The sequence below is a fragment of the Parageobacillus sp. G301 genome (assembly GCF_030268025.1).
In the GTDB taxonomy this organism is placed as follows: Bacteria; Bacillota; Bacilli; order Bacillales; family Anoxybacillaceae; genus Parageobacillus_B; species Parageobacillus_B toebii.
Genome location: NZ_BSDB01000002.1, coordinates 336,978 through 356,979, shown reverse-complemented (window position 1 = coordinate 356,979; position 20,002 = coordinate 336,978). Strand labels below are relative to the sequence as shown.

The window sequence follows — 20,002 nt, the reverse complement described above, 5'->3', positions numbered from 1 at the left end:
TTTTTTATCAATGGTGTCATTATTTTTTATGAATTCTGAAAACGGTATTGCTGCGAAAATGATTTTCTGGCGGCACTTACTTTTGCCTTTTGCGCCACGTTGCCATTTTGTACATTGGCAACTCCTTCTTTACACACGCCATACGGAAGCCACGAACAGTTGGCACATAAGTAATCTAAATCATCCGGCCGCACTTTTTGCGCTGTAAGCCGCACTAATTCCGATTTTAAATAAATTTCATTTTCTTCAATTCCTAAATGGCGAATCACTTTTTGGTCCATGGAGATCACATGTTCATTCGAATTTGGATCTGCTTGGCATGCCGTTTCCCCGTGATGCGGACATGTCATGCACGTATCATCGAGCGCGACAACGACTTGAATCGGAAAATCTTGTTCTTCATCGCGAATTTTCGTCACTACTTCCCACATTTTTTTGACAAACGACGGGCTATATCCCATTCCGCGAAATCCATGAACACATAATAAATGATGACCTCGCAGCCTTAGCGGCTTCATTGCTTTTCTCCTCCCCTTTTCTATTAGTTCCATCTTACTCAAAGAAACGCGATTCTACAACTAAAAAAAGGAAGCAACGTTGACGGTGGATACATCACCATGGCATTCTTAAAATATACAACACGAATCAGAAAGGAACTGCCAACGATGAAAATGACAAAAGAGGAAGTTGCCCATATATTGTCCATTCTCCTTCATGAATTGACCGCCCATTGGACGAAAGAAAAAATTCATTCCGATGTGCTTGAAATCATTATGAAGTTACGAATTCAAGCGGCGGATGAAAATGAATATATGCATGGATTGCTCGCCAATGTAGCATTCGCAACAGAATCGTCGCATGCTTTACAACAAGTGCTTGGAACCATGCTCGAGAGGCAATCATTTCTTTCTGCCAGAGAGATGGAGGAAATGATGAACGAAGCGCAGGCGCGAATTCGCGAGCATATATCCGAACTTATTTCCCACTATAAAGCGCATTTCGAACAAATTGATGATACAATCGAGCGCAAAAAGCAGCTAGAACGCTCTTATTGTGCACTTTTAACCGTCAATCGTGTCAAAACAGACTTTCTGTTTCAATTTATTCACGAACAAAATCAAAACGTCGCAAAACAACTTTTTGCGGCAAATCCAAGCGATGTGCTCGAAGCGTTCCATCATTTAAGCAGCGTATATGCAAGCCAATGGCTGGAAGGACTCGAGCTGCACTACTAGATTCATCATTTTTATTTTTATAAAATTTTAAATAAATCAAAATTTGTTTTGACAAAATTGTGACAAAATGATAACCTAATTACTGGGAGAAATTTTTCACTTCATTATATTGAATGCGCTTTCTTGTAAGCGCATATAAAAAATATATAAGGGGGAAACTTGGATGATTTACGCTCAACCTGGGCAGCCTGGTTCACTGATCACGTTCAAAAAACGCTATGAAAATTTCATTGGCGGCAAATGGGTTCCACCGGTCGATGGAGAGTATTTTGAAAATATTTCCCCTGTGACAGGGCAAGCTTACTGCGAAGTGCCACGCTCCCAAGCAGCTGATATCGAACTTGCGTTGGATGCTGCTCATGCTGCGAAAGATGCATGGGGCCGTACTTCCCCTGCCGAACGCGCGCGAATCCTCAACAAAATTGCTGACCGTATGGAAGAAAACTTGGAAATGCTTGCTGTTGCAGAAACATGGGAAAACGGCAAGCCGATTCGCGAAACGTTGAATGCCGACATTCCGCTTGCGATCGACCATTTCCGCTATTTCGCCGGTTGCATCCGTGCGGAAGAAGGCACTTTATCCGAAATCGATCACGATACGGTCGCCTATCACTTTAAAGAGCCTCTTGGTGTTGTCGGACAAATCATCCCTTGGAACTTCCCGCTTTTAATGGCAGCATGGAAACTCGCTCCAGCGTTAGCAGCTGGAAACTGCGTTGTCTTAAAACCTGCAGAGCAAACACCGACATCGATCCTTGTTTTAATGGAGTTAATTCAAGACATCCTTCCTCCAGGTGTTGTCAACGTTGTGAACGGATTCGGAGTGGAAGCTGGAAAACCGCTTGCTTCAAGCAGCCGCATCGCTAAAATTGCTTTCACTGGCGAAACGACAACAGGACGTCTAATCATGCAATACGCATCGCAAAACATTATTCCAGTCACATTGGAGCTTGGAGGTAAATCGCCAAACATCTTCTTCGAAGACGTGGCGGCAAAAGATGATGAATTTTTCGATAAAGCGATCGAAGGCTTTACGTTGTTTGCTTTAAACCAAGGAGAAATATGTACATGCCCTTCCCGCGCTCTCATTCATGAATCGATTTACGACAAATTTATGGAGCGCGCATTAGAACGTGTAAAACAAATTAAACAAGGCAATCCGCTCGATACAGAAACGATGATCGGCGCACAAGCATCTTCGGAACAATTAGAAAAAATATTATCGTACATTGATATCGGCAAACAGGAAGGCGCCGAATTGCTTGCCGGCGGAGAACGGAATATCCTAGAAGGCGACTTAAAAGATGGATATTACGTAAAACCGACTGTCTTTAAAGGCCACAACAAAATGCGCATTTTCCAAGAAGAAATTTTTGGACCAGTCGTTGCAGTCACTACATTTAAAGACATGGACGAAGCATTAGAGATCGCCAATGACACATTGTATGGCTTAGGTGCAGGCGTATGGACGCGCGACATTAATACCGCTTATCGCGTCGGTCGCGGCATTCAAGCAGGACGCGTCTGGACAAACTGCTACCACATGTATCCTGCACACGCAGCATTCGGAGGCTATAAACAATCCGGATTCGGCCGCGAAACACATAAAATGATGCTTGAACATTATCAACAAACAAAAAACTTGCTTGTCAGCTATTCACCGAAAAAACTAGGACTCTTCTAATTTTTAGGCAGCGTGTCATTCACGCTGCCTTTCCTGCCATCCATCTTTTTTATTTTAGGAGGGAGATTGCGATGAGTAATCAGCCAAAAGTAATCGCGACAGAGGCCGCTTTGGAGCTGATTGAAAAGTTAAAAGCAAAACACGGGCCATTAATGTTCCATCAATCCGGCGGGTGTTGCGATGGAAGTTCACCGATGTGCTACCCGCAAGGCGAGCTGATCGTCGGCGATTCCGATGTGCTGCTTGGCGAAATCGGCGGCTGTCCGTTTTACATTTCGAAAGCGCAATACGAATATTGGAAACATACGCAGCTCATTATCGATGTCGTCCCAGGACGCGGCGGCATGTTTTCGTTAGAAGGTCCAGAAGGCGTTCGTTTTCACACCCGCTCAAAAGTGTTTGACTAGTTGATCACCGCTTCGTAAATAAAGCGACAAAACGCACCAGCACACCGTCAACAACACCACATTTTCCTTCTTAGCAAAAAACCTCCCACTAACCGTTACCCATCGCTTCCCCAAAAAAACTGCCGCGGAGGTTTAGCTCTGCGGCAGTTTTTCCTTTTCAGCCATTTCTTGCAACTGTTGTCTATCAGATAGCTTGATGTTCTTCAACCCAAATACGAGCACTGTTCCACCAATGACAAAAATAAGTCCAAATAGGAAAACCGAATGAAGCGAATCCACGAGCGAATGTTTTAAAATCGGCACAAACGCCTCTCTCATTTGCGGCGGTATTTTCTCTAACGCTTCCGGGCTAAACAAGACGGAATAAAGCCCTTGCGGATCATCATGAATCATATGGGCAAACCGATCAACCATTCCTTTTGCCTGCACAGGGAGCGACCGAAGCATTGGCATGAGACGGTCATCAAGCAGCTGGCTCGAGCGATGGTTCATCACCGCCCCTAAAATCGTCATTCCGAACGTCCCGCCGATCGCTCGGAAAAATTGGCTTGAGGAAGTGACGACACCAAGCTCTGACTTTGGAAAACTCTCTTGCAAAGCGAGAGTTAAAATAGGCATCACTAACCCCATTCCAAGTCCTAAAATGATCATATACAATGTAGCGGTCCATTCGGACGTATCCACATCCATCGTGCTTAATAAACCGAACCCCGCGGCCATAATGACCATACCAATGAATAGCTGTGTTTTTACGCCAATTTTATAAACCGTTCGGCCACCAATGATACTTCCGATAATCATCGTAATCATCATCGGCGTCATAATCGTGCCGGACTGGGTTGCACTCACTCCGACAACTCCTTGCATAAAAAACGGAACAAACATAATCGCCCCAAACATGCCGACACTCATTAAAAAGCCAATTCCATTTAGCACGGTAAACGTGCGGTATTTAAATAAATGCATCGGCAAAATCGGTTCTTCTGCTTTCCTCTCTACAAATACAAACAGCGTTAAAAAGACAAGCGCCGCCGCAAACAAGGCAATGATTTGCCATGATGTCCATTCATACTTATCCCCGCCAAACGTTAACGCTAAAAGCAGGCTAACAACGCCGACAACCATCGTAAACATCCCGGCAATATCGAATTTCACTGGCCCTTCGGCTTTATATTTACTTAATCCCATCGCAATAAAAATGGTTGCTAAAATCCCGACAGGAAGATTAATGTAAAATACCCAGCGCCAATTCAAATGGTCGACGATAAAACCGCCAACTTGCGGGCCGATGACGGAGGCAAGGCCGTATAATCCACCGAAAACCCCTTGCCATTTTGCACGTTCTTTTCCGGTAAACACATCCCCGATGACGATCATTGCCATCGGCATCATAATTCCCCCGCCGATTCCTTGCAGTCCGCGGTAAATAATGAGCTCTGTCATATTATTCGCCATACCGCAAAGGGCGGAGCCAATCATAAAAATAACGAGTCCTGTTACATAAATGACTCGTCTGCCTAATAAATCCGCAAGTTTTCCGGCAATCGGCACGATCGTCGTCGAAGTGAGCATATAAGCGGTCGTCAGCCATGTCATTAAACTTAATCCGCCAAGCTCCCCAACGATGCGCGGCATCGCCGTTCCGACGATCGTTCCGTCCAATGCGCCAAAAAGCATGGCAATGATAAGACCAGTAATTAATATCTTTCGATGTCGAATGGTGCTTGACTGCATTTCTAATTCATTTCCTTTTTCCATTTTCGTCTCTCCCATCTATTCGCTGTCATATATTGTTGGATAACTTCTGTCAACGATGCTAAATCATCAGCTAATAGCGGAATATGTTGATTTTCGATATATAATAAAATTCCTTGCACCACATATTTCCTTGGTGCCGACTCTTCATTCATTAACTCTGCTTCTAACGCATCAAGCGCGTCATGAAGTTCGTGCTGTATTTTTTTATCGAGTGAAAACGATAAAATCTTGTTTTGCATATGGGCAATGTGTGCGCTGATCTTTTCTCGCAATACACGGCGTTCTTTTTCTTCTATTTCCATCAACGGCTTTAACATTTCTTTGTTTAAAATCGGCGATTCTTCATGCGAAAAACTCGCAATGATCGCATCCAAACGCCGTACGAGAAAACGCGCTAATTCTTCGGCATGAAACTTATTTGCCTGCAAAATGAAACAAAATATATATTGCCGAATCATGCCGTTTAACATCGTCGCCACATCAAGCACGTACCGCTCTACCTCTGTTCCGTATACTTCGATGAGACGGTCGCAATACCAAGAAAAGATGTTAGCATACTGCTTCAATAAATAATGGTGAATATCGTGGCTAATTTTTGGCAGCTGTTCGTTCATCATCATTTGCAAAAAGTCTTTATGCTCATGCATATTCGCAAAATGCGCGGCGATTTGCTGAATAAACCGCTCTTTTTCTGAACTGCTATCGTGTGAAATGGCGGTGATGTTTGCCATCATTTTTTCAAAATAGTGCCGTATGATAGCGAGCATTAAGTCTTCTTTTGACGAAAAGTGATGATAAAACGCTCCTTTCGAAATCCCCCACGCATCGACGATATCTTGAATCGATGTCGAATGGTATCCTTTTTCAGCAAACAATTTCATCGCTGTTTCGATAAATTGCACTCTCCGGCCTGCTGTCATGCCCGTCATCTCCTATAAAGAGGAACTTTTCGAAATACCTGGCTCGATGCATTGCCGATACGATGGCAATGAGATGCGAGGTTTTGCAATTTCCGCACGCACGCCGCGCTGCCGAAGCCATTGAACAATTCGCTGATAATTCGTTTCCTTTTTCATTGGACTTCGCCCCTAACGATAATATGACTAGACAGTCAAAAATATTATAAAACAGTGGTATATATTTATCAACTTATTTTATAACATGATTCTATATAAATTATGACTGAAAAGTCATAAAAATAATAATAAAAAGACCGCCTGTGTGAACAAGCGGTCAGTGGATCATTGTGCAAGCGCCTGTTCGGCGAGGGCAAGCGCCCCGCAGATGCCGGCATTATCGCCAAGGCCTGGAAGTACAATATATTGATCAATATCGCGCAAAATCGCTTCTTGCTGAATGTACCCGTTCAACAGTTCCTGAACATTGCGGCGGATTTTCGGCAACAGCTGTTTTTGCTTCATGACACCGCCGCCGATAATGACTTTCTCCGGCGATAAAATTAAGATATAATTGGCAATCGCCTGCGCTAAATAAAACGCTTCTAACTCCCATACTTCCAAGCGATCTCCTAGCTCCGCGCCTTTTTTCCCCCAGCGCTTTTCAATCGCCGGTCCGGACGCCATTCCTTCTAAACAATCTCCATGATATGGGCAAACACCGGCAAATGTGTCTTCCGGATGACGGCGGATGAGAATATGCCCCATTTCCGGATGCATAAGACCATGGAGCAGGTTCCCTTCGACAATCGCCCCGACGCCGATTCCGGTTCCAACCGTAATATAAATGCAGCTTCGCATCCCTTTTGCGGCACCCCAGCGCCGTTCACCGAGCGCGGCCGCATTCACATCCGTGTCAAATCCGATCGGCACTTGGAAATGCCGTTTCATTTCACCGACAAAATTAAAATTCATCCATTTTTGTTTCGGTGTGCTTGTAATATAGCCATATGTCGCACTATCGGGATGCAAATCAATCGGACCAAAGGAACCGATGCCGATCGCCTCTAATTCATATCGGCTAAAAAAATCGACGACATAGCGCATCGTTTCTTCTGGTGTCGTCGTTGGAAATGTCACTCTTTCTTTTATGTTTCCGTCGCGATCCCCGACAGCGCATACAAATTTCGTTCCACCTGCTTCAATCGCTCCAAGATACACGCACTTCTCCCCGCTTTCGTCTCTATGATTTCCGATTTTATTGTACCATAAGGCATTAAGCCAGTGATAAAACCCGCTGAAAATCAGCGGGTTTTTTGTGTTGAGCGGTTTTTCAAATAGGTATGATAAAACCATTCAAGCAGTAGCAGAAAAGGGTGGGTGGGCAAAGTTTTTATTCCTTATAGGTAAGAGACAAACAGTGTTGCGACATGGCAGAAATGCGCAAGTCGAAGTTTCAATTCCTTATAGGTAAAATACAAACGCGCTTGGCGAAATCCAAGCGCTCAAAACGCTATCAGAGTTTCAACCCCTTATAGGTAAGATACAAACTCAAAAACAAATACGTAACCTTTCCCTTGAACAAGAGCTGTTTCAATCCCTCATAGGTAAGATAAAACCGCAAAAAACGTTGACACATCAATACTTTTCAAAATATGGCAAGTCTAGTATAAACCATTTAGAAAATTCTGTCAATAGAGTAGGGCGGTGATGGCTGTAGGGATAGAAGCAAAAAGAATTTGCCGTCGATCTCCTAGAGTTTTTGCACGATCGGAGGTCGACGACAAAGATCGTGGCATAGGAATTTCTTGCTTGGTGGATGTTTTTGCATTATCGAAATGTTTCTAGCTCCTAAAAGATCTCCCACAAACATTTTGCCGGCATGCATGATTACCCTTTTACTGAACCTGCTAGCAAACCACGGACAAAGTATTTGCCGAGGAACATATAGACAAGCAATGTCGGCAAAGCAGCAAGCAGCGCCCCTGCCATTTGCACGTTCCATTGGACAATTTGGCTGCCGGATAAGTTTTGCAACGCGACCATAATTGGCTGTTGGGAAGACGTTGTGATTGTTACTGCAAATAAAAATTCGTTCCATATGTTTGTGAACTGCCAAATCGCTACGACAACAAACCCGGTAATTGACAGCGGAAGCATGATATAGCGGAAAATCCGTAAAAACCCGGCTCCGTCGATTTTCGCCGATTCAATCATTTCATCCGGGATCGCCGCGTAAAAATTGCGGAACATCAATGTCGTGATCGGAATACCGTACACGACATGGACAAATACAAGCCCTGGAATTGTATTATACAAACCAATTTCCCGCAAAAACTGGATGAGCGGAATTAAAATGCTTTGATAAGGAATAAACATGCCAAACAAAATCAACGTAAAAATCGTATCCGCCCCTTTGAATTTCCATTTCGATAATACGTAGCCATTCAATGCTCCTAACAGCGCCGAGAGCAATGTCGCAGGAACAACGAGATAAATAGAGTTCAAAAAGTTTGGCGCCAATTTCTCAAGCGCGGTCTGATAACTGCTCCAATCAAAGGCAGTCGGAAGCTTCCACATATCAGAAAGCGTCACTTCATCGAGCGGCTTGACGCTTGTCACGAGCATCACATAGACCGGCATTAAGAAAAATAAGCTCATCAGGATGCAAATGATATACAAAACTGCCCGTGACCATGTCCGTTGTTTCATCATGATTCACCCTTTCGGCTTGAAATCAAATATGGAACGATAAAAATAGCCACAGAAAGCAGCATAATGATCGCGATCGCCGCTCCGTTTGCGTAGTAGTTGCCGCGGAACGTCGTTTCAAACATATATACTCCCGGCACGTCTGTGACAAAGTTTGCTCCAGGGCCAGTCATCGCGTAAATCAGGTCAAAGATTTTCAGCGAAATGTGGGCCATAATGATGATGACACTGACCGTAATCGGCCGTAACATCGGGATAATAATTTTACGATAAATTTGGAACTCCGTGGCGCCATCCATTCGCGCCGCTTCCCGCACTTCTTCCGGAATCGCTCTTAATCCTGCCAAATACATCGCGACCGCAAATCCCGTCATTTGCCATACAGCGGCAATCACCACCGCCACGATCGCCACCGGCACGCCAAACTCAATTTTCCCTATGTGGAAACCTCCTAAAATGTTTGTATCTGTGTACCACTTCGAGTCCAATCCAAATTTTTTTAAAAACAAGTTGACCCCTGTTGACGGGTTTAATAGCCATTGCCAAACAACCCCTGTTACGACAAACGATAACGCCATCGGGAAAAAGAAAATGTTACGAAAAATCGATTCGCCGCGCAATTTTTGATCCAATAAAATCGCCAACAATTGGCCAAGCACAATCACGACACCGATGAACAAGACTGTAAAGACAAGTGTATTCCGCAAATCGGCTTGGAAGCGGAAATCATGAAATAAATAGAGATAGTTTTTCAGTCCTACAAACGACAAGTCAGGCACCAATGAATTCCAATTGCTGAGAGAAACATATCCCGTCCAACCGATAAATCCATACACGAAAATCAAAATAAGCACAACCGATGGCGATAGAAATGCGAGTGCAAGCCAATGATCCACCGTCCATTTCCGCTTTTTTTGCGTCTTTGGAACGACTGTCACGCTTCGTTCCGATACTGCCTTTGCTGTTTCCATATTCCATCCCTCCTGTCGTAACAAGAAAAGGGGAAGAGAATGGTTCCCGTCCCCTTTTCTTCTCTATTTCTTCAATTCTGACGAAGCCGATACAAGTGTATCAATAAACGTTTTCGCATCTTTTTGCGTCACGAAAATATTGACTGCTTGGTTGACTTTTGTCACAAATCCTTCCGGCGCTGCGGATCCATGCGCTAAGCTTGGCGCAAGTTCTGCTGTTTTAAAATCTTGAATTGTTTGTTTTCCATATTCGTCATATTTGGACAGATCCGCATCAATACGAGCTGGGATCGAGCCTTTCAGAGGGTTAAAGGCATCTTGTCCCTCCACGGAACCAAGTACGGATAAAAATTTCTTCACATCTTCTGGATTTTTCACGCCTTTTGGCAAGCCAAACGTATCGGTGATCACCATAAATTTGCCTTCTGTATTCGGAGTTGGCACATAACCGAAGTCTTCATTGACTTTTAATTTCAAATCGTTCACAAAATAACCTTTGACCCAATCTCCCATAATGTTCATGGCCGCTTCGCCTTTTCCGACCAACTGAGCGGCATCTTGCCAGTTGCGGGAACTGTGGTCTTCGTTGACGTAATTCAACATTTTCTTAAACGTGTTGACCGCTTCCTTCACTTTTGGATCGTCAAACGATAATTCTCCTGTCCAAAGCTTTTTGTAATCTTCTGTTCCTAACGTGCCTAGTAAAACCGTTTCAAAAATATGCGTTGCCGTCCAAGGTTCTTTGTCCCCCAACGCAAGCGGAGTAATGCCTTTCGCTTTCAGCTTTTCAGCAACTTGGAAAAATTCATCAAACGTTTTTGGCGGCTGGAGGCCATTTTCGGCAAAGATTTTTTTGTTATACCAAAGCACATTGCCGCGGTGAATATTCACAGGAACGGAATAAATTTTCCCGTCTTTGCTGACCATGTCGATCAATGATTTTGGAAACTTATCCATCCAACCTTCTTTTTCATACAAATCGTTGAGCGGCTCCATTTTACCGGCAGCTACCCATCCTTCATTCAACTCCGCACCGCCGTGCACTTGGAATGTCGCAGGAGGGTCGTTTCCTTGCATGCGGCTCGCCAACACCGCTTTCGCATTGGTTCCGGCACCGCCTGCTACTGCTGCATTTTCTACTGGTATATCTGGATATTTTTCTTGAAACAATTTAATTAACGCTTTTAATCCATCTTCTTCTCCGGCGCCAGTCCACCAGCTGAATATTTCAAGCTTTTCGTGTCCTTTGCTTCCGCCTTGATCCTCTTTATTGTTATTGTTGGATGCGGAATTGGAATCGGAATTACAGCCAGCTAACGCCAAGCTGAACGTTAATGCTAATGACAACCATAATCCTTTTTTCTTCACGTTTCCTCCCCCTTTTCTTTATCATGAAAACCCTTTCAACAATGAATGTAACATGTTTTTTCATCATTTCAGCCAACAAATCTCTGCACTTTTTTGCGATCTTCTTCACTTTTTTGTCCATAGATAAAAAGCTCCTCATCACCATCAAGTGGCAAAGTGGAGCTTTCTCCGATATTCGGTAGGAGACATTCCGGTATGTTTTTTAAAAACGCGGCTAAAATAGTTCGGATCATTGTAGCCGGCAAGAAAACAAATTTCTTTTAGACTTTTATTCGGATCTGCCATTTCCTTTTTCGCGCGCGCGATGCGCACTTCGGTTACGTAGTCAATAAACGTCATTCCGAAGCGGTCTTTAAATAGTTTGCTAAAATAGTATGGGCTGATGCCGACATATTCCGCCACTTCTTCGAGTGTCAGCGGATGATGGTAATGCTCGTCAATATAATCTTTCGCCTTGCCAAGCTTTCCGTTTGCCTGCTGATGCCGCCATGCTTGTATATAATGCACCATGTGCTGAAGCTGCTCTATTGCTGTTCTTTTCAATTTCTCCAAGGAACTGCACGAATGAAAAGTGGTGGTCCGCTCATACGAAATACCGAAATCGGTTAACATGCGCCCAAGCAAAATAAATGTTTCCTCCATCTTCTGTTTCACGACAGGAAACGGATGATGAGAAGCTATCTCTTCTATATAAGATAGACATTGTGTTAATGCTTGTTCGAAATCACCTTCACGCACCACATCAAACAGTCGTTTTTCTCTTTCCGTTTGATCGATGGCTGCCGATGCGAGCACCGCTTTCTTCGGCAGAAAACCGCTCTTTGCCTTTTTTTGCGATGCATAATATTGTACAGCAGCGAGCGCTTCATAATAGGAATGGCGCAACCCCTCTAGCTGGGATGCCGGAGAACCAAGACCGATATAAAGTGTTTCTTCATATTGCTTTTCAAACTGCTGAACAAGGTCATGGGCAAGGGATTGTATCATCGGCTTCCATGTTTTCTCGGGAATATCCGTAAAAAACAAAATCGGCATTTGTCCATCGATGATTCTTCCAATGACGTAATATGTCGCCGCCTTTTCTAAAAGCACTTGTTCTACCCACTGTTTCCATACCTCTTTTTTTCCGCCGCTAGGAAATTGAATCACCATAAACATTCCCGAGTCAATCGAAAACGGAAGCAGCGTCTCCCATTGTTTCCATTCCTCTGAAGAAACTTCTTCGAGCATCAGCACTGATAACCATTCTTTTTCTACAAGCTTTTGCAATTGGTGCACTCGTTGTTGCAATTCCCTGTTTTCTTCTTCTTTCTTCCGCTCTTCCATTAATTCGTCATACACTCGCCTTAGCGCGCCAATCACTTCTTCTTTCCGGCTCGGTTTTAATAAATATTCTTTCACACCATGCCGCATTGCTTGCTTTGCGTATTCAAACGTATCAAACGCGGATACGATAATAAACTTCATATCCGGGTGATGCCGGCGAATAAGCTCAATCGCTTCGAGCCCGTCGATTCCAGGCATTTTAATATCGATTAACATCGCATCCGGCTTATATTCGTTGGCGATTTCCACCGCCTCACGTCCATTGGCAGCTTCAGCGACTACTTCCATATTCGGAAGATGGTCGCGAATCATTTTTTGCAATGCTTTTCTCTCCAACACTTCATCATCCACAACGGCAATTTTCATTCGCTTCCACCCCCTTTTGTCATTGGCAAAAGCAGACGAACCGTTGTTCCTTCCCCAACCGTTGACTCAATCTCCATCACATCTTGTATCCCATAAAAAAGCTGAAGCCGGCGAATAACGTTGCGTATACCGATGCTGGTGGAGTGTCCGCGTTTTTTTTCATTCGAAGCAGAGCCGTCTTCTTGTCCCTTTATAAAAGCCATTAATTTTTCTTTCGTTTCTTCGCTCATCCCGACTCCGTTGTCCCTTACTTCGATGATGACGCGTTTGTTCCTTTTTTCTACTTTTAACGAAATCTCCGCTCCTTTTTCATAAGATTCGATTCCATGAATAAAGGCATTTTCAATAAGCGGCTGCAAGGTTAGAGGCGGAATGGGCAATGGCAAACATTGTTTATCGACATCCATCGAAAATTTAATTCGGTCAAAAAAGCGTGTCTGTTGGATAAAAAAGTATTCCCTTGCGATATGGACTTCATCGGCTAATGTTACCGTACGCTGCAAGTCTCCTAAATTATATCGCAAAATTGCCGCAATCGCTTCAATCAACCGTGATGTTTGGTTCGCTTCTTCTAAATACGCCATTTTCGAAACCACATTTAACGTGTTGAATAAAAAGTGAGGATTGATTTGGCTCTGTAAACTTTTTAACTCTAATTCTTTTACGAGCCTGTCCAGTTCGGATTTTTTCTTCATTTCCTCAATCAGCCGCTGCAGATTGCGGCGCATATCATTAAACGTATGAGTTAATAATTTTAATTCATCATTCGTTGTGCTAACGACATCAGGACCATCCAACTTCCCGCTTGCAATTTCCCGAGCGGCACGCGAAAGACGCGCGATCAGCTTTGTGATGCCTCCAGAAAACCATACAGCCAAAAGAACGCCAAGCAAAAACGTTGTCATAAACAATCCGATCACCATGTAGCGAAAATAACGATTCCGCTCTTCCACTTCATTGTAAAAATGCTGATAAGTCGTTAATTCATTGTGAATTAATGAAAGGGTCGTCTCTTGAATAAACGAAGAAATCTTCATCGCTTCGTGAAGGTGGGAAGAGTATAAGCTAATATTGCCTGCTTGAAAATGATAGACGGTCAATGCCCCTTCCTCTAGTAAACTTTCAATCATATGTTCATAATTTTCCACTAAAAGCGCATTTTTTCGGTTGGAAAACATTTCTCTGACTTGTTTGCGGTTTTCTTGCAGCCAGCGGTATTGGCGGTTATACTCTCGCAAGTATCGTTCCTCTTTTTCTGTAAGATAAGCATTCAACTGTTCTACTAATTGATTCGTACGTTGAGAAATTTCATTCAACAGCAAAAGCCGGCGCATGCTGTAGTCGTACTCATTCACAATATCTTCGCTGCTGTTGTATAAAAAGAAGACAATGCCATTGAGCAACAGGATAAAAATACTAAAATACAACAATAGTTTTGTCCGAATTTTAATCATGTTTCACCTCGTAGTTGCGAGCCGGACGCAGCGGCAAATCTTGCTTGCGGATGACCTTTGTTTCCGTATTCGTAACAGACGGAACATCATTTCCTTTGATAATATCCACCATCATTTTCACCGCACGGTATCCCATCTCATAAGGTTCTTGCACCACCGTTGCATGAATCGTTCCTTTTTGCAAATAATGAATCGTCTCCGGCAGTGTATCAAATCCGATAACATATGTTTCCTTTTCGCGATGAAACTGTTCAATGACCTTTGCGATTCCGATCGCATCCAGCGCGCTTGTGCCATAAAACGCGTTCACCTCAGGATGCTTGTTTAAAATGCTGTACGCTTTTTCCGCTGCTTGTATGCGTGTAATATTCGACTCTTCGATGGCAATGATGCGAATCCCTTTTTCGTTCTTCACCGCATCTTTAAACCCTTGAACCCGCAGTTTCTGATGGGAGGCGGTAAGACTTCCTGTAATAATCGCTACATTTGCCTTCCCATGCATATCTTCCCCTAGCGCTTTTCCAGCAATAAAACCAGCGTAATAGTTGTCCGTGCCGATATAAGCCGTTCGCTTGCTTGTTGGCGCATCGGTATCGATCGTCACCACAGGGATATTTTTTTCGATAATGCGGTTAATCACTGGCGTAAACTCTTTTTCCGTCAATCCTTGTGTCATAATTCCATCTACTTTGGAAGCGGCCGCTTTCTCAAGAATATGAATATGTTCATCAATGTTGGCCTGCCGAGGTCCAACATATTCGAGATGGACTCCTGTCTCTTTTGCCGCCGCTTTCGCTCCTTTTTCCACTAAGCGCCAATAATCATTATCCAGCTCCTCCGGAACGAGGACAAAATGATACGCGTTATTTTCGTGCGCCTCAGTTTCTCTTTCACCTGGCTGATGATAGGCATATACTTTCCACGCGCAATAGATTGTAAAGGAAGCGCTTGCAACAAGCGCCACAATGCTGCTGGCATAAATGATCCACTTCCATCGTTTTCGCATGGGCGACCCCCTATTTTGACAAAAACATGTATGATACGACTTTATTGTACATATTTTTCCCGCACTCCGTCTAACGAAAAAAGAAAGGATGGATTTTATCACGCAAAAAAAATCCCCCACTGAGCGTGAATCAGTGAGGGATTTTCATTATAAGAAAATTTTCCCCGGATTCATAATGCCGTTCGGATCAAACAGCTGTTTAATCCCTTTCATCAGCGGAACCGAATCGCGATGTTCTTCATATAAGAAATGACGCTTTCCGATGCCGATGCCGTGTTCTCCTGTGCATGTGCCGCCATGGGATAAAGCATAGCGGACGATGCGGGCGTTCACTTCTTCGACGCGCTTTACTTCTTCCTTATCCGCCGGATCAAAAGCAAGAATGGTATGGTAGTTGCCGTCGCCGACATGGCCGAGAATCGCGGCCGTCATGCCATATTCATCGACAAGCTTCCGCGTTTCGGCAATCGCTGCCGGCATTTTGGAAATCGGCACACATACATCGGTCGATAACATCGCTTTCCCTGGATATGCCGCTTGAATGGCAAATGCCGCGTGATGCCGGGCTTCCCACAATTTGGCGCGCGCGACAGAATCCTCTTCCATTTCAAACGAAACCGCGTTTTCCGCAACACACAACTCTTTGACAAGCTCTGTTCCGTCTTTTACGCTCGACGCGCTGCCGCTTAGTTCAATAAATAGCGTCGGCGCCGCTGGATAGTCTGTCTGTTTGTATTGATTGACCGCTTGAATCGTTTGCTCATCCACAAGCTCTATTTTCCCCGGAGACACGCCCGCTTTTAAAATTGACGCTGCGGCCTGCGCTGCCTCCGCCAACGTAGGAAAGCTTACTTTAATCGCATTCGTCGCTTCCGGAATGCCCTGAAGACGGACAATAATCTTCGTAAATACACCCAGCGTTCCTTCCGAACCGACAAACAGCCCCGTTAAGTCATAACCTGCCGACGATTTCACCGCCATTCCGCCGGTATGAACGATTTTCCCATCGGCGAGCACGACTTCCAAGCCTAGCACTTGATCGCGCATGACGCCGTATTTGACGCTGTTTGTACCACTGGCGTTCGTTGACGCCATCCCGCCGATCGTTGCGTCCGCTCCCGGATCAACCGGGAAAAACAGTCCATGTTTTTTCAATGCCTGATTCAGCTGCATCCGCGTTACCCCTGGCTCGACGATGGCCAAAAAATCGTCGGGGCGAATGTCAATAATATTATTCATCATCGTAAGGTTGAGTGTGATGCCGCCTTTGACCGGAATCACATGGCCTTCGAGACTGCTTCCTGCGCCAAACGGCGTCACCGGAACGCGCCGCTCATTCGCATAAGACAACACCGCGCTCACTTCCGCCGCCGTTTTCGGAAAGACGACGACATCCGGCTTTTTCGGCGCGTGATAGGAAATCCCTTTGCTATGCTGTTCAAGAACTGTTTCGTTCACCGTCACCCGTTCACGGTCACCAATCCGTTCTAATAAATCTTCATAAAGTCCCATTGTGATCCCCTTTCGTGCTTATTAATAGCGCATTAACATTTGTACCCCTTCGAAAATGCGAGTGGCGTTCGGCAGCCAATCATCCTCGACCGACGGCACCGGATACGGTGTATCATAGCCGGTCACGCGCACGATTGGCGCCGATAGCGTAAACAATGCCCGTTCGCTAATCAATGCGGCAATTTCGGCGCCGAACCCGTTCGTTTTGACCGCTTCATGAACAATCATCACCCGTCCTGTCTTTTCTACCGATTCCACGATGGTATCGATATCTAATGGCTGCAGGCAGCGAAGGTCAATTACTTCGGCGTCAATTCCTTGCGACTTCATCTCTACCGCCAGTTTCGCAACAAGCGGAACAGTCGCCCCCCACGAAATGATCGTCACATCTTCCCCTTCTTTGACGACACGCGCTTTTCCAAGCGGAATTTCGTACGGCTCATCCGGCACTTCCATGCGCAAGGCGCGGTATAATTTTATGGGCTCTAAAAATAAAACGGGATCTTCATCGCGAATCGCTGAAATAAGCAGCCCTTTTGCGTCATAGGCGTTGGATGGCATGACAATCTTCAAACCAGGTGAATGCGTAAACAGCGCCTCTAGCGCATCGGAATGAAGCTCCGGCGTGCGCACTCCTCCGCCGTATGGGCTTCGTACGACAAGCGGGCATGTAAACCGTCCCGCCGAACGGAAGCGAAGGCGCGCCGCCTGCGCCGCAAGCTGATCCATCGCCTGATAGACAAAGCCGAGAAACTGAATTTCCGCAATCGGGCGGAATCCGTTCACCGCCAGTCCGATCGATGTGCCGATAATGCCTGATTCGGCAAGCGGCGTATCAAATACACGGCGGTCCCCAAATTGTTCTAACAATCCATCTGTCGCGCGAAACACGCCGCCATTTTTCCCGACATCTTCTCCTAGTACAATCACGCGCTCGTCGCGTTCCATTTCTTGCCGCATCGCTTCATTAATCGCCTGAATCATCGTCTTTTCCGCCATGTTATTTCACCTCTTTCCCTTGCTTTCTCCTTGCTGCTTCTTGTTGCTGCTCCTGTAAGAGCTTGCTTGGCTTACCGTACACGTAGTCAAATACATCGACGATCGACCCTGTCTCCGCCGCCACCGCTTCTTCATACGCCGCCGTGATTTCGTCGTTTGCTTGCGCTACCCATGCTTCTTCTTTTTCTTCCGTCCAAAGCCCGCGTTTTTCTAACAGCACCCGCAAGCGATGAAGCGGATCTTTTTTCCGTCTCCACTGCTCCGCTTCTTCCGCGCTTCGATATTTTGTCGGGTCATCCGATGTCGTATGCGGCCCCAGTCGATACGTCAGCGCCTCAATTAGCATCGGTCCTTCGCCGTTTCGCGCCGAATCGACCGCCTCTTTCATCGTTTTGTACACCGCAAGCGCATCGTTGCCATCGACAAGCACGCCTTTCATTCCGTAAGCAACCGCTTTTTGCGCGATCGTCCGGCTTGCCGTTTGCTTATGCACCGGAACGCTGATGGCGTATTGGTTGTTTTGGCAGAAAAAAATGACCGGAACTTGATAAACAGACGCAAAGTTCATCGCTTCATGGAAATCGCCTTCTGATGTCGCGCCATCACCGAAATAACAGACGGATACTTGCTTTTCTCCTTTCAGTTTTGCCGCCCATGCGCATCCTGTCGCATGAAGCGTCTGCGCGCCAATAATGATTTGAATCGGGAAAATGTTTAAATGCTCCGGCGTTCTGCCGCCAAGCACATGGCCTCTCACGTAATGGAAAATTTGCGTAAGAGGCAGCCCATGCGCCAAACAAGCAGCGATTTCCCGGTAGCTTGGGAAAATCCAGTCCTCTTTCTCAAGCGCGAGCACGCTGCCGATTTGCGCCGCTTCTTGACCGCTGAATGGCGCGTATGTACCAATCCGCCCTTGCCGCTGCATTTTTAACAAACGTTCATCAACGGCTCTTGCTTTTCGCATCCACTTATATAGCGTGACGAGAAATTCATCGGAAAATTGTTGTAATGCTTCCTCATCCCCGTTTCCGTTTTCATCCAATAGCTGTACCATATCAAACGGCAATTGGTTTTGATCAAACATCGTTTCCTCCCCCTTCGCTTACCGAACATCTAACAGGAGCTGATCTGGATGTTCTAAAATTTGCGCTACCGTTCTCATAAACCGGCCTGCCGGTTCCCCGTCAATGACGCGATGGTCAAACGTGAGCGACATCCCCATCATGTCGCGAATGACAATCTCATCGCCAACTACAGCTGGTTTTCGCTTAATCGAGTGAACGCCTAAAATCGCCACTTCCGGATAGTTAATAATCGGTGTCGCAAACCAGCCGCCGTTTGCCCCGGTGCTTGTAATCGTAAACGTGCTTCCTTGCAGCTCGTCAACACGCAGCGTATGGCGATGCGCTTTTTCCGAAAGCTCGGCAATCTCGATCGCCAGCTCGCGAATCGATTTTTGGTCGGCATGCTTAATCACTGGGACGACAAGCCCTTCTTTCGTCGCCGTGGCAATGCCGATATGGTATTCTTTCTTTAGCACGATTTCGTTTGTTTCTTCATCTATTGTTGCATTAAATATTGGATGTTCTTTTAGCGCACGCGTCACTGCTTTAATGACAAACGGCAAATATGTCAGTTTGACCGACTCCGTCTCCAACTGTTTCACAAGACTTGTACGGATTTTCACCAGTTTCGTCACATCGATTTCATCCATCCCCGTCACATGTGGAGCGGTGTATGCTGATTTCGCCATTTTTTCGGCGATTTTTTTCCGCAGCCCGCGAATCGGGATGCGTTCTTCGTTTACCGTTTGCTTATGAACCGTCGTCGTCTCGGCAGCTTCCAGCGCTGGTGCCACCGCCGCCGATGCGGACTCGCGCTCTTTTACATATCGCTCTAAATCGGCAAGCGTCACTCTTCCGCCTTCTCCAGTTCCTTCTACTTCTTCAATCGGAATGCCCATTTCCCTTGCCCGTTTTCTTACCGACGGGGCGGCAATCACTCGTTTTTTCCGTTGCGCCGGCTTAGATTCTGCGGCTGCTTCTTCATGATCAGCGGCTTTTTGCTGGTCAACGATGATAAGCGGTTCACCGACTTTTATCGTCGCTCCCTCCGGCCCGGCAAGCGCTACTACTTTTCCCGCTACAGGTGTCGTCATTTCCACCATCGCCTTATCTGTTTGAATTTCCGCAATCGGCTGATCGACAGCGACTTCATCTCCTTCTTGAATAAACCAACGCACAATCTCCGCTTCATGCAGCCCTTCTCCGATGTCTGGCAATTTGAATTCATAGCGCATATGTACCTT

Annotated in this window: 18 protein-coding genes; 3 read left to right on the top strand and 15 right to left on the bottom strand. The window is 45.5% G+C overall.

The window, feature by feature from the left end:
* Window positions 1-26: 26 nt before the first annotated feature.
* A complete protein-coding gene (locus QSJ37_RS10485) occupies window positions 27-518 on the bottom strand; it encodes a DUF1284 domain-containing protein (RefSeq protein ID WP_285755099.1) in 492 nt (163 codons plus the stop codon).
* 147 nt (window positions 519-665) lie between these two features.
* Here QSJ37_RS10485 and QSJ37_RS10480 point away from each other — a divergent pair, with 147 nt between their 5' ends.
* From QSJ37_RS10480 to QSJ37_RS10470, 3 genes are all read left to right on the top strand, one after another.
* A complete protein-coding gene (locus QSJ37_RS10480) occupies window positions 666-1,235 on the top strand; it encodes a hypothetical protein (protein WP_285755098.1) in 570 nt (189 codons plus the stop codon).
* 163 nt (window positions 1,236-1,398) lie between these two features.
* Window positions 1,399-2,919 (top strand): aldehyde dehydrogenase, encoded by a 1,521-nt coding sequence (gene adh / locus QSJ37_RS10475; RefSeq protein WP_033008377.1) that lies wholly within the window; start codon window positions 1,399-1,401, stop codon window positions 2,917-2,919.
* Window positions 2,920-2,990: 71 nt separating this feature from the next.
* Complete coding sequence (locus QSJ37_RS10470) at window positions 2,991-3,326, top strand: DUF779 domain-containing protein (protein WP_285755096.1); 336 nt, start codon at window positions 2,991-2,993, stop codon at window positions 3,324-3,326.
* 132 nt (window positions 3,327-3,458) lie between these two features.
* Here QSJ37_RS10470 and QSJ37_RS10465 read toward each other — a convergent pair whose 3' ends face one another.
* The 14 genes from QSJ37_RS10465 to QSJ37_RS10400 form a co-directional block, all read right to left on the bottom strand.
* Window positions 3,459-5,084, bottom strand: coding sequence for an MDR family MFS transporter (locus QSJ37_RS10465; protein WP_285755095.1), 1,626 nt, complete (start codon window positions 5,082-5,084; stop codon window positions 3,459-3,461).
* The gene (locus QSJ37_RS10460; RefSeq protein WP_285755093.1) at window positions 5,063-6,004 is read right to left on the bottom strand and encodes a TetR/AcrR family transcriptional regulator; all 942 of its coding nucleotides are present in this window, start codon (window positions 6,002-6,004) and stop codon (window positions 5,063-5,065) included. The genes QSJ37_RS10465 and QSJ37_RS10460 overlap by 22 nt, the downstream gene beginning before the upstream one ends.
* A gap of 12 nt (window positions 6,005-6,016) precedes the next feature.
* Window positions 6,017-6,160, bottom strand: a complete 144-nt coding sequence (locus QSJ37_RS10455) for a hypothetical protein (protein ID WP_015865188.1) — start codon at window positions 6,158-6,160, stop codon at window positions 6,017-6,019.
* A gap of 165 nt (window positions 6,161-6,325) precedes the next feature.
* Window positions 6,326-7,201, bottom strand: coding sequence for an ROK family protein (locus QSJ37_RS10450; protein ID WP_285755090.1), 876 nt, complete (start codon window positions 7,199-7,201; stop codon window positions 6,326-6,328).
* A 669-nt stretch (window positions 7,202-7,870) separates the two neighbouring features.
* Entirely contained in the window at window positions 7,871-8,692 is an 822-nt protein-coding gene (locus QSJ37_RS10445; RefSeq protein ID WP_081188946.1) for a carbohydrate ABC transporter permease, read from the bottom strand.
* Complete coding sequence (locus tag QSJ37_RS10440; protein WP_285755089.1) at window positions 8,692-9,663, bottom strand: carbohydrate ABC transporter permease; 972 nt, start codon at window positions 9,661-9,663, stop codon at window positions 8,692-8,694. Before QSJ37_RS10440 ends, QSJ37_RS10445 begins: the two co-directional genes overlap by 1 nt.
* Window positions 9,664-9,726: 63 nt before the next feature.
* Window positions 9,727-11,031, bottom strand: a complete 1,305-nt coding sequence (locus QSJ37_RS10435; protein WP_062755570.1) for an ABC transporter substrate-binding protein — start codon at window positions 11,029-11,031, stop codon at window positions 9,727-9,729.
* Between the two features lie 144 nt (window positions 11,032-11,175).
* Window positions 11,176-12,723 (bottom strand): response regulator transcription factor, encoded by a 1,548-nt coding sequence (locus tag QSJ37_RS10430; protein WP_285755088.1) that lies wholly within the window; start codon window positions 12,721-12,723, stop codon window positions 11,176-11,178.
* Window positions 12,720-14,177, bottom strand: coding sequence for a sensor histidine kinase (locus QSJ37_RS10425; protein WP_285755087.1), 1,458 nt, complete (start codon window positions 14,175-14,177; stop codon window positions 12,720-12,722). Before QSJ37_RS10425 ends, QSJ37_RS10430 begins: the two co-directional genes overlap by 4 nt.
* Window positions 14,170-15,183, bottom strand: a complete 1,014-nt coding sequence (locus QSJ37_RS10420; RefSeq protein WP_285755086.1) for a sugar-binding protein — start codon at window positions 15,181-15,183, stop codon at window positions 14,170-14,172. Before QSJ37_RS10420 ends, QSJ37_RS10425 begins: the two co-directional genes overlap by 8 nt.
* 147 nt (window positions 15,184-15,330) lie before the next feature.
* A complete protein-coding gene (locus QSJ37_RS10415) occupies window positions 15,331-16,695 on the bottom strand; it encodes an FAD-binding oxidoreductase (RefSeq protein WP_285755085.1) in 1,365 nt (454 codons plus the stop codon).
* A gap of 21 nt (window positions 16,696-16,716) precedes the next feature.
* Window positions 16,717-17,694, bottom strand: a complete 978-nt coding sequence (locus QSJ37_RS10410; RefSeq protein ID WP_285755084.1) for an alpha-ketoacid dehydrogenase subunit beta — start codon at window positions 17,692-17,694, stop codon at window positions 16,717-16,719.
* Window position 17,695: 1 nt separating this feature from the next.
* Window positions 17,696-18,778, bottom strand: a complete 1,083-nt coding sequence (pdhA, locus tag QSJ37_RS10405) for a pyruvate dehydrogenase (acetyl-transferring) E1 component subunit alpha (RefSeq protein ID WP_285755083.1) — start codon at window positions 18,776-18,778, stop codon at window positions 17,696-17,698.
* 18 nt (window positions 18,779-18,796) lie between these two features.
* Entirely contained in the window at window positions 18,797-19,993 is a 1,197-nt protein-coding gene (locus tag QSJ37_RS10400) for a dihydrolipoamide acetyltransferase family protein (protein ID WP_285755082.1), read from the bottom strand.
* Between the last annotated feature and the right edge of the window lie 9 nt (window positions 19,994-20,002).

Excerpts from the sequence above, each read along its gene's own strand:
- QSJ37_RS10415 (WP_285755085.1), bottom strand. The coding sequence starts at position 16,695 with ATGGGACTTTATGAAGATTTATTAGAACGGATTGGTGACCGTGAACGG.
- QSJ37_RS10445 (WP_081188946.1), bottom strand. The coding sequence starts at position 8,692 with ATGAAACAACGGACATGGTCACGGGCAGTTTTGTATATCATTTGCATC.
- QSJ37_RS10455 (WP_015865188.1), bottom strand. The coding sequence starts at position 6,160 with ATGAAAAAGGAAACGAATTATCAGCGAATTGTTCAATGGCTTCGGCAG.
- QSJ37_RS10420 (WP_285755086.1), bottom strand. The coding sequence starts at position 15,183 with ATGCGAAAACGATGGAAGTGGATCATTTATGCCAGCAGCATTGTGGCG.
- QSJ37_RS10410 (WP_285755084.1), bottom strand. The coding sequence starts at position 17,694 with ATGGCGGAAAAGACGATGATTCAGGCGATTAATGAAGCGATGCGGCAA.
- QSJ37_RS10460 (WP_285755093.1), bottom strand. The coding sequence starts at position 6,004 with ATGACAGCAGGCCGGAGAGTGCAATTTATCGAAACAGCGATGAAATTG.
- QSJ37_RS10425 (WP_285755087.1), bottom strand. The coding sequence starts at position 14,177 with ATGATTAAAATTCGGACAAAACTATTGTTGTATTTTAGTATTTTTATC.
- pdhA (WP_285755083.1), bottom strand. The coding sequence starts at position 18,778 with ATGTTTGATCAAAACCAATTGCCGTTTGATATGGTACAGCTATTGGAT.
- QSJ37_RS10440 (WP_285755089.1), bottom strand. The coding sequence starts at position 9,663 with ATGGAAACAGCAAAGGCAGTATCGGAACGAAGCGTGACAGTCGTTCCA.
- QSJ37_RS10465 (WP_285755095.1), bottom strand. The coding sequence starts at position 5,084 with ATGGAAAAAGGAAATGAATTAGAAATGCAGTCAAGCACCATTCGACAT.
- adh (WP_033008377.1), top strand. The coding sequence starts at position 1,399 with ATGATTTACGCTCAACCTGGGCAGCCTGGTTCACTGATCACGTTCAAA.
- QSJ37_RS10430 (WP_285755088.1), bottom strand. The coding sequence starts at position 12,723 with ATGAAAATTGCCGTTGTGGATGATGAAGTGTTGGAGAGAAAAGCATTG.
- QSJ37_RS10485 (WP_285755099.1), bottom strand. The coding sequence starts at position 518 with ATGAAGCCGCTAAGGCTGCGAGGTCATCATTTATTATGTGTTCATGGA.
- QSJ37_RS10480 (WP_285755098.1), top strand. The coding sequence starts at position 666 with ATGAAAATGACAAAAGAGGAAGTTGCCCATATATTGTCCATTCTCCTT.
- QSJ37_RS10470 (WP_285755096.1), top strand. The coding sequence starts at position 2,991 with ATGAGTAATCAGCCAAAAGTAATCGCGACAGAGGCCGCTTTGGAGCTG.
- QSJ37_RS10400 (WP_285755082.1), bottom strand. The coding sequence starts at position 19,993 with ATGCGCTATGAATTCAAATTGCCAGACATCGGAGAAGGGCTGCATGAA.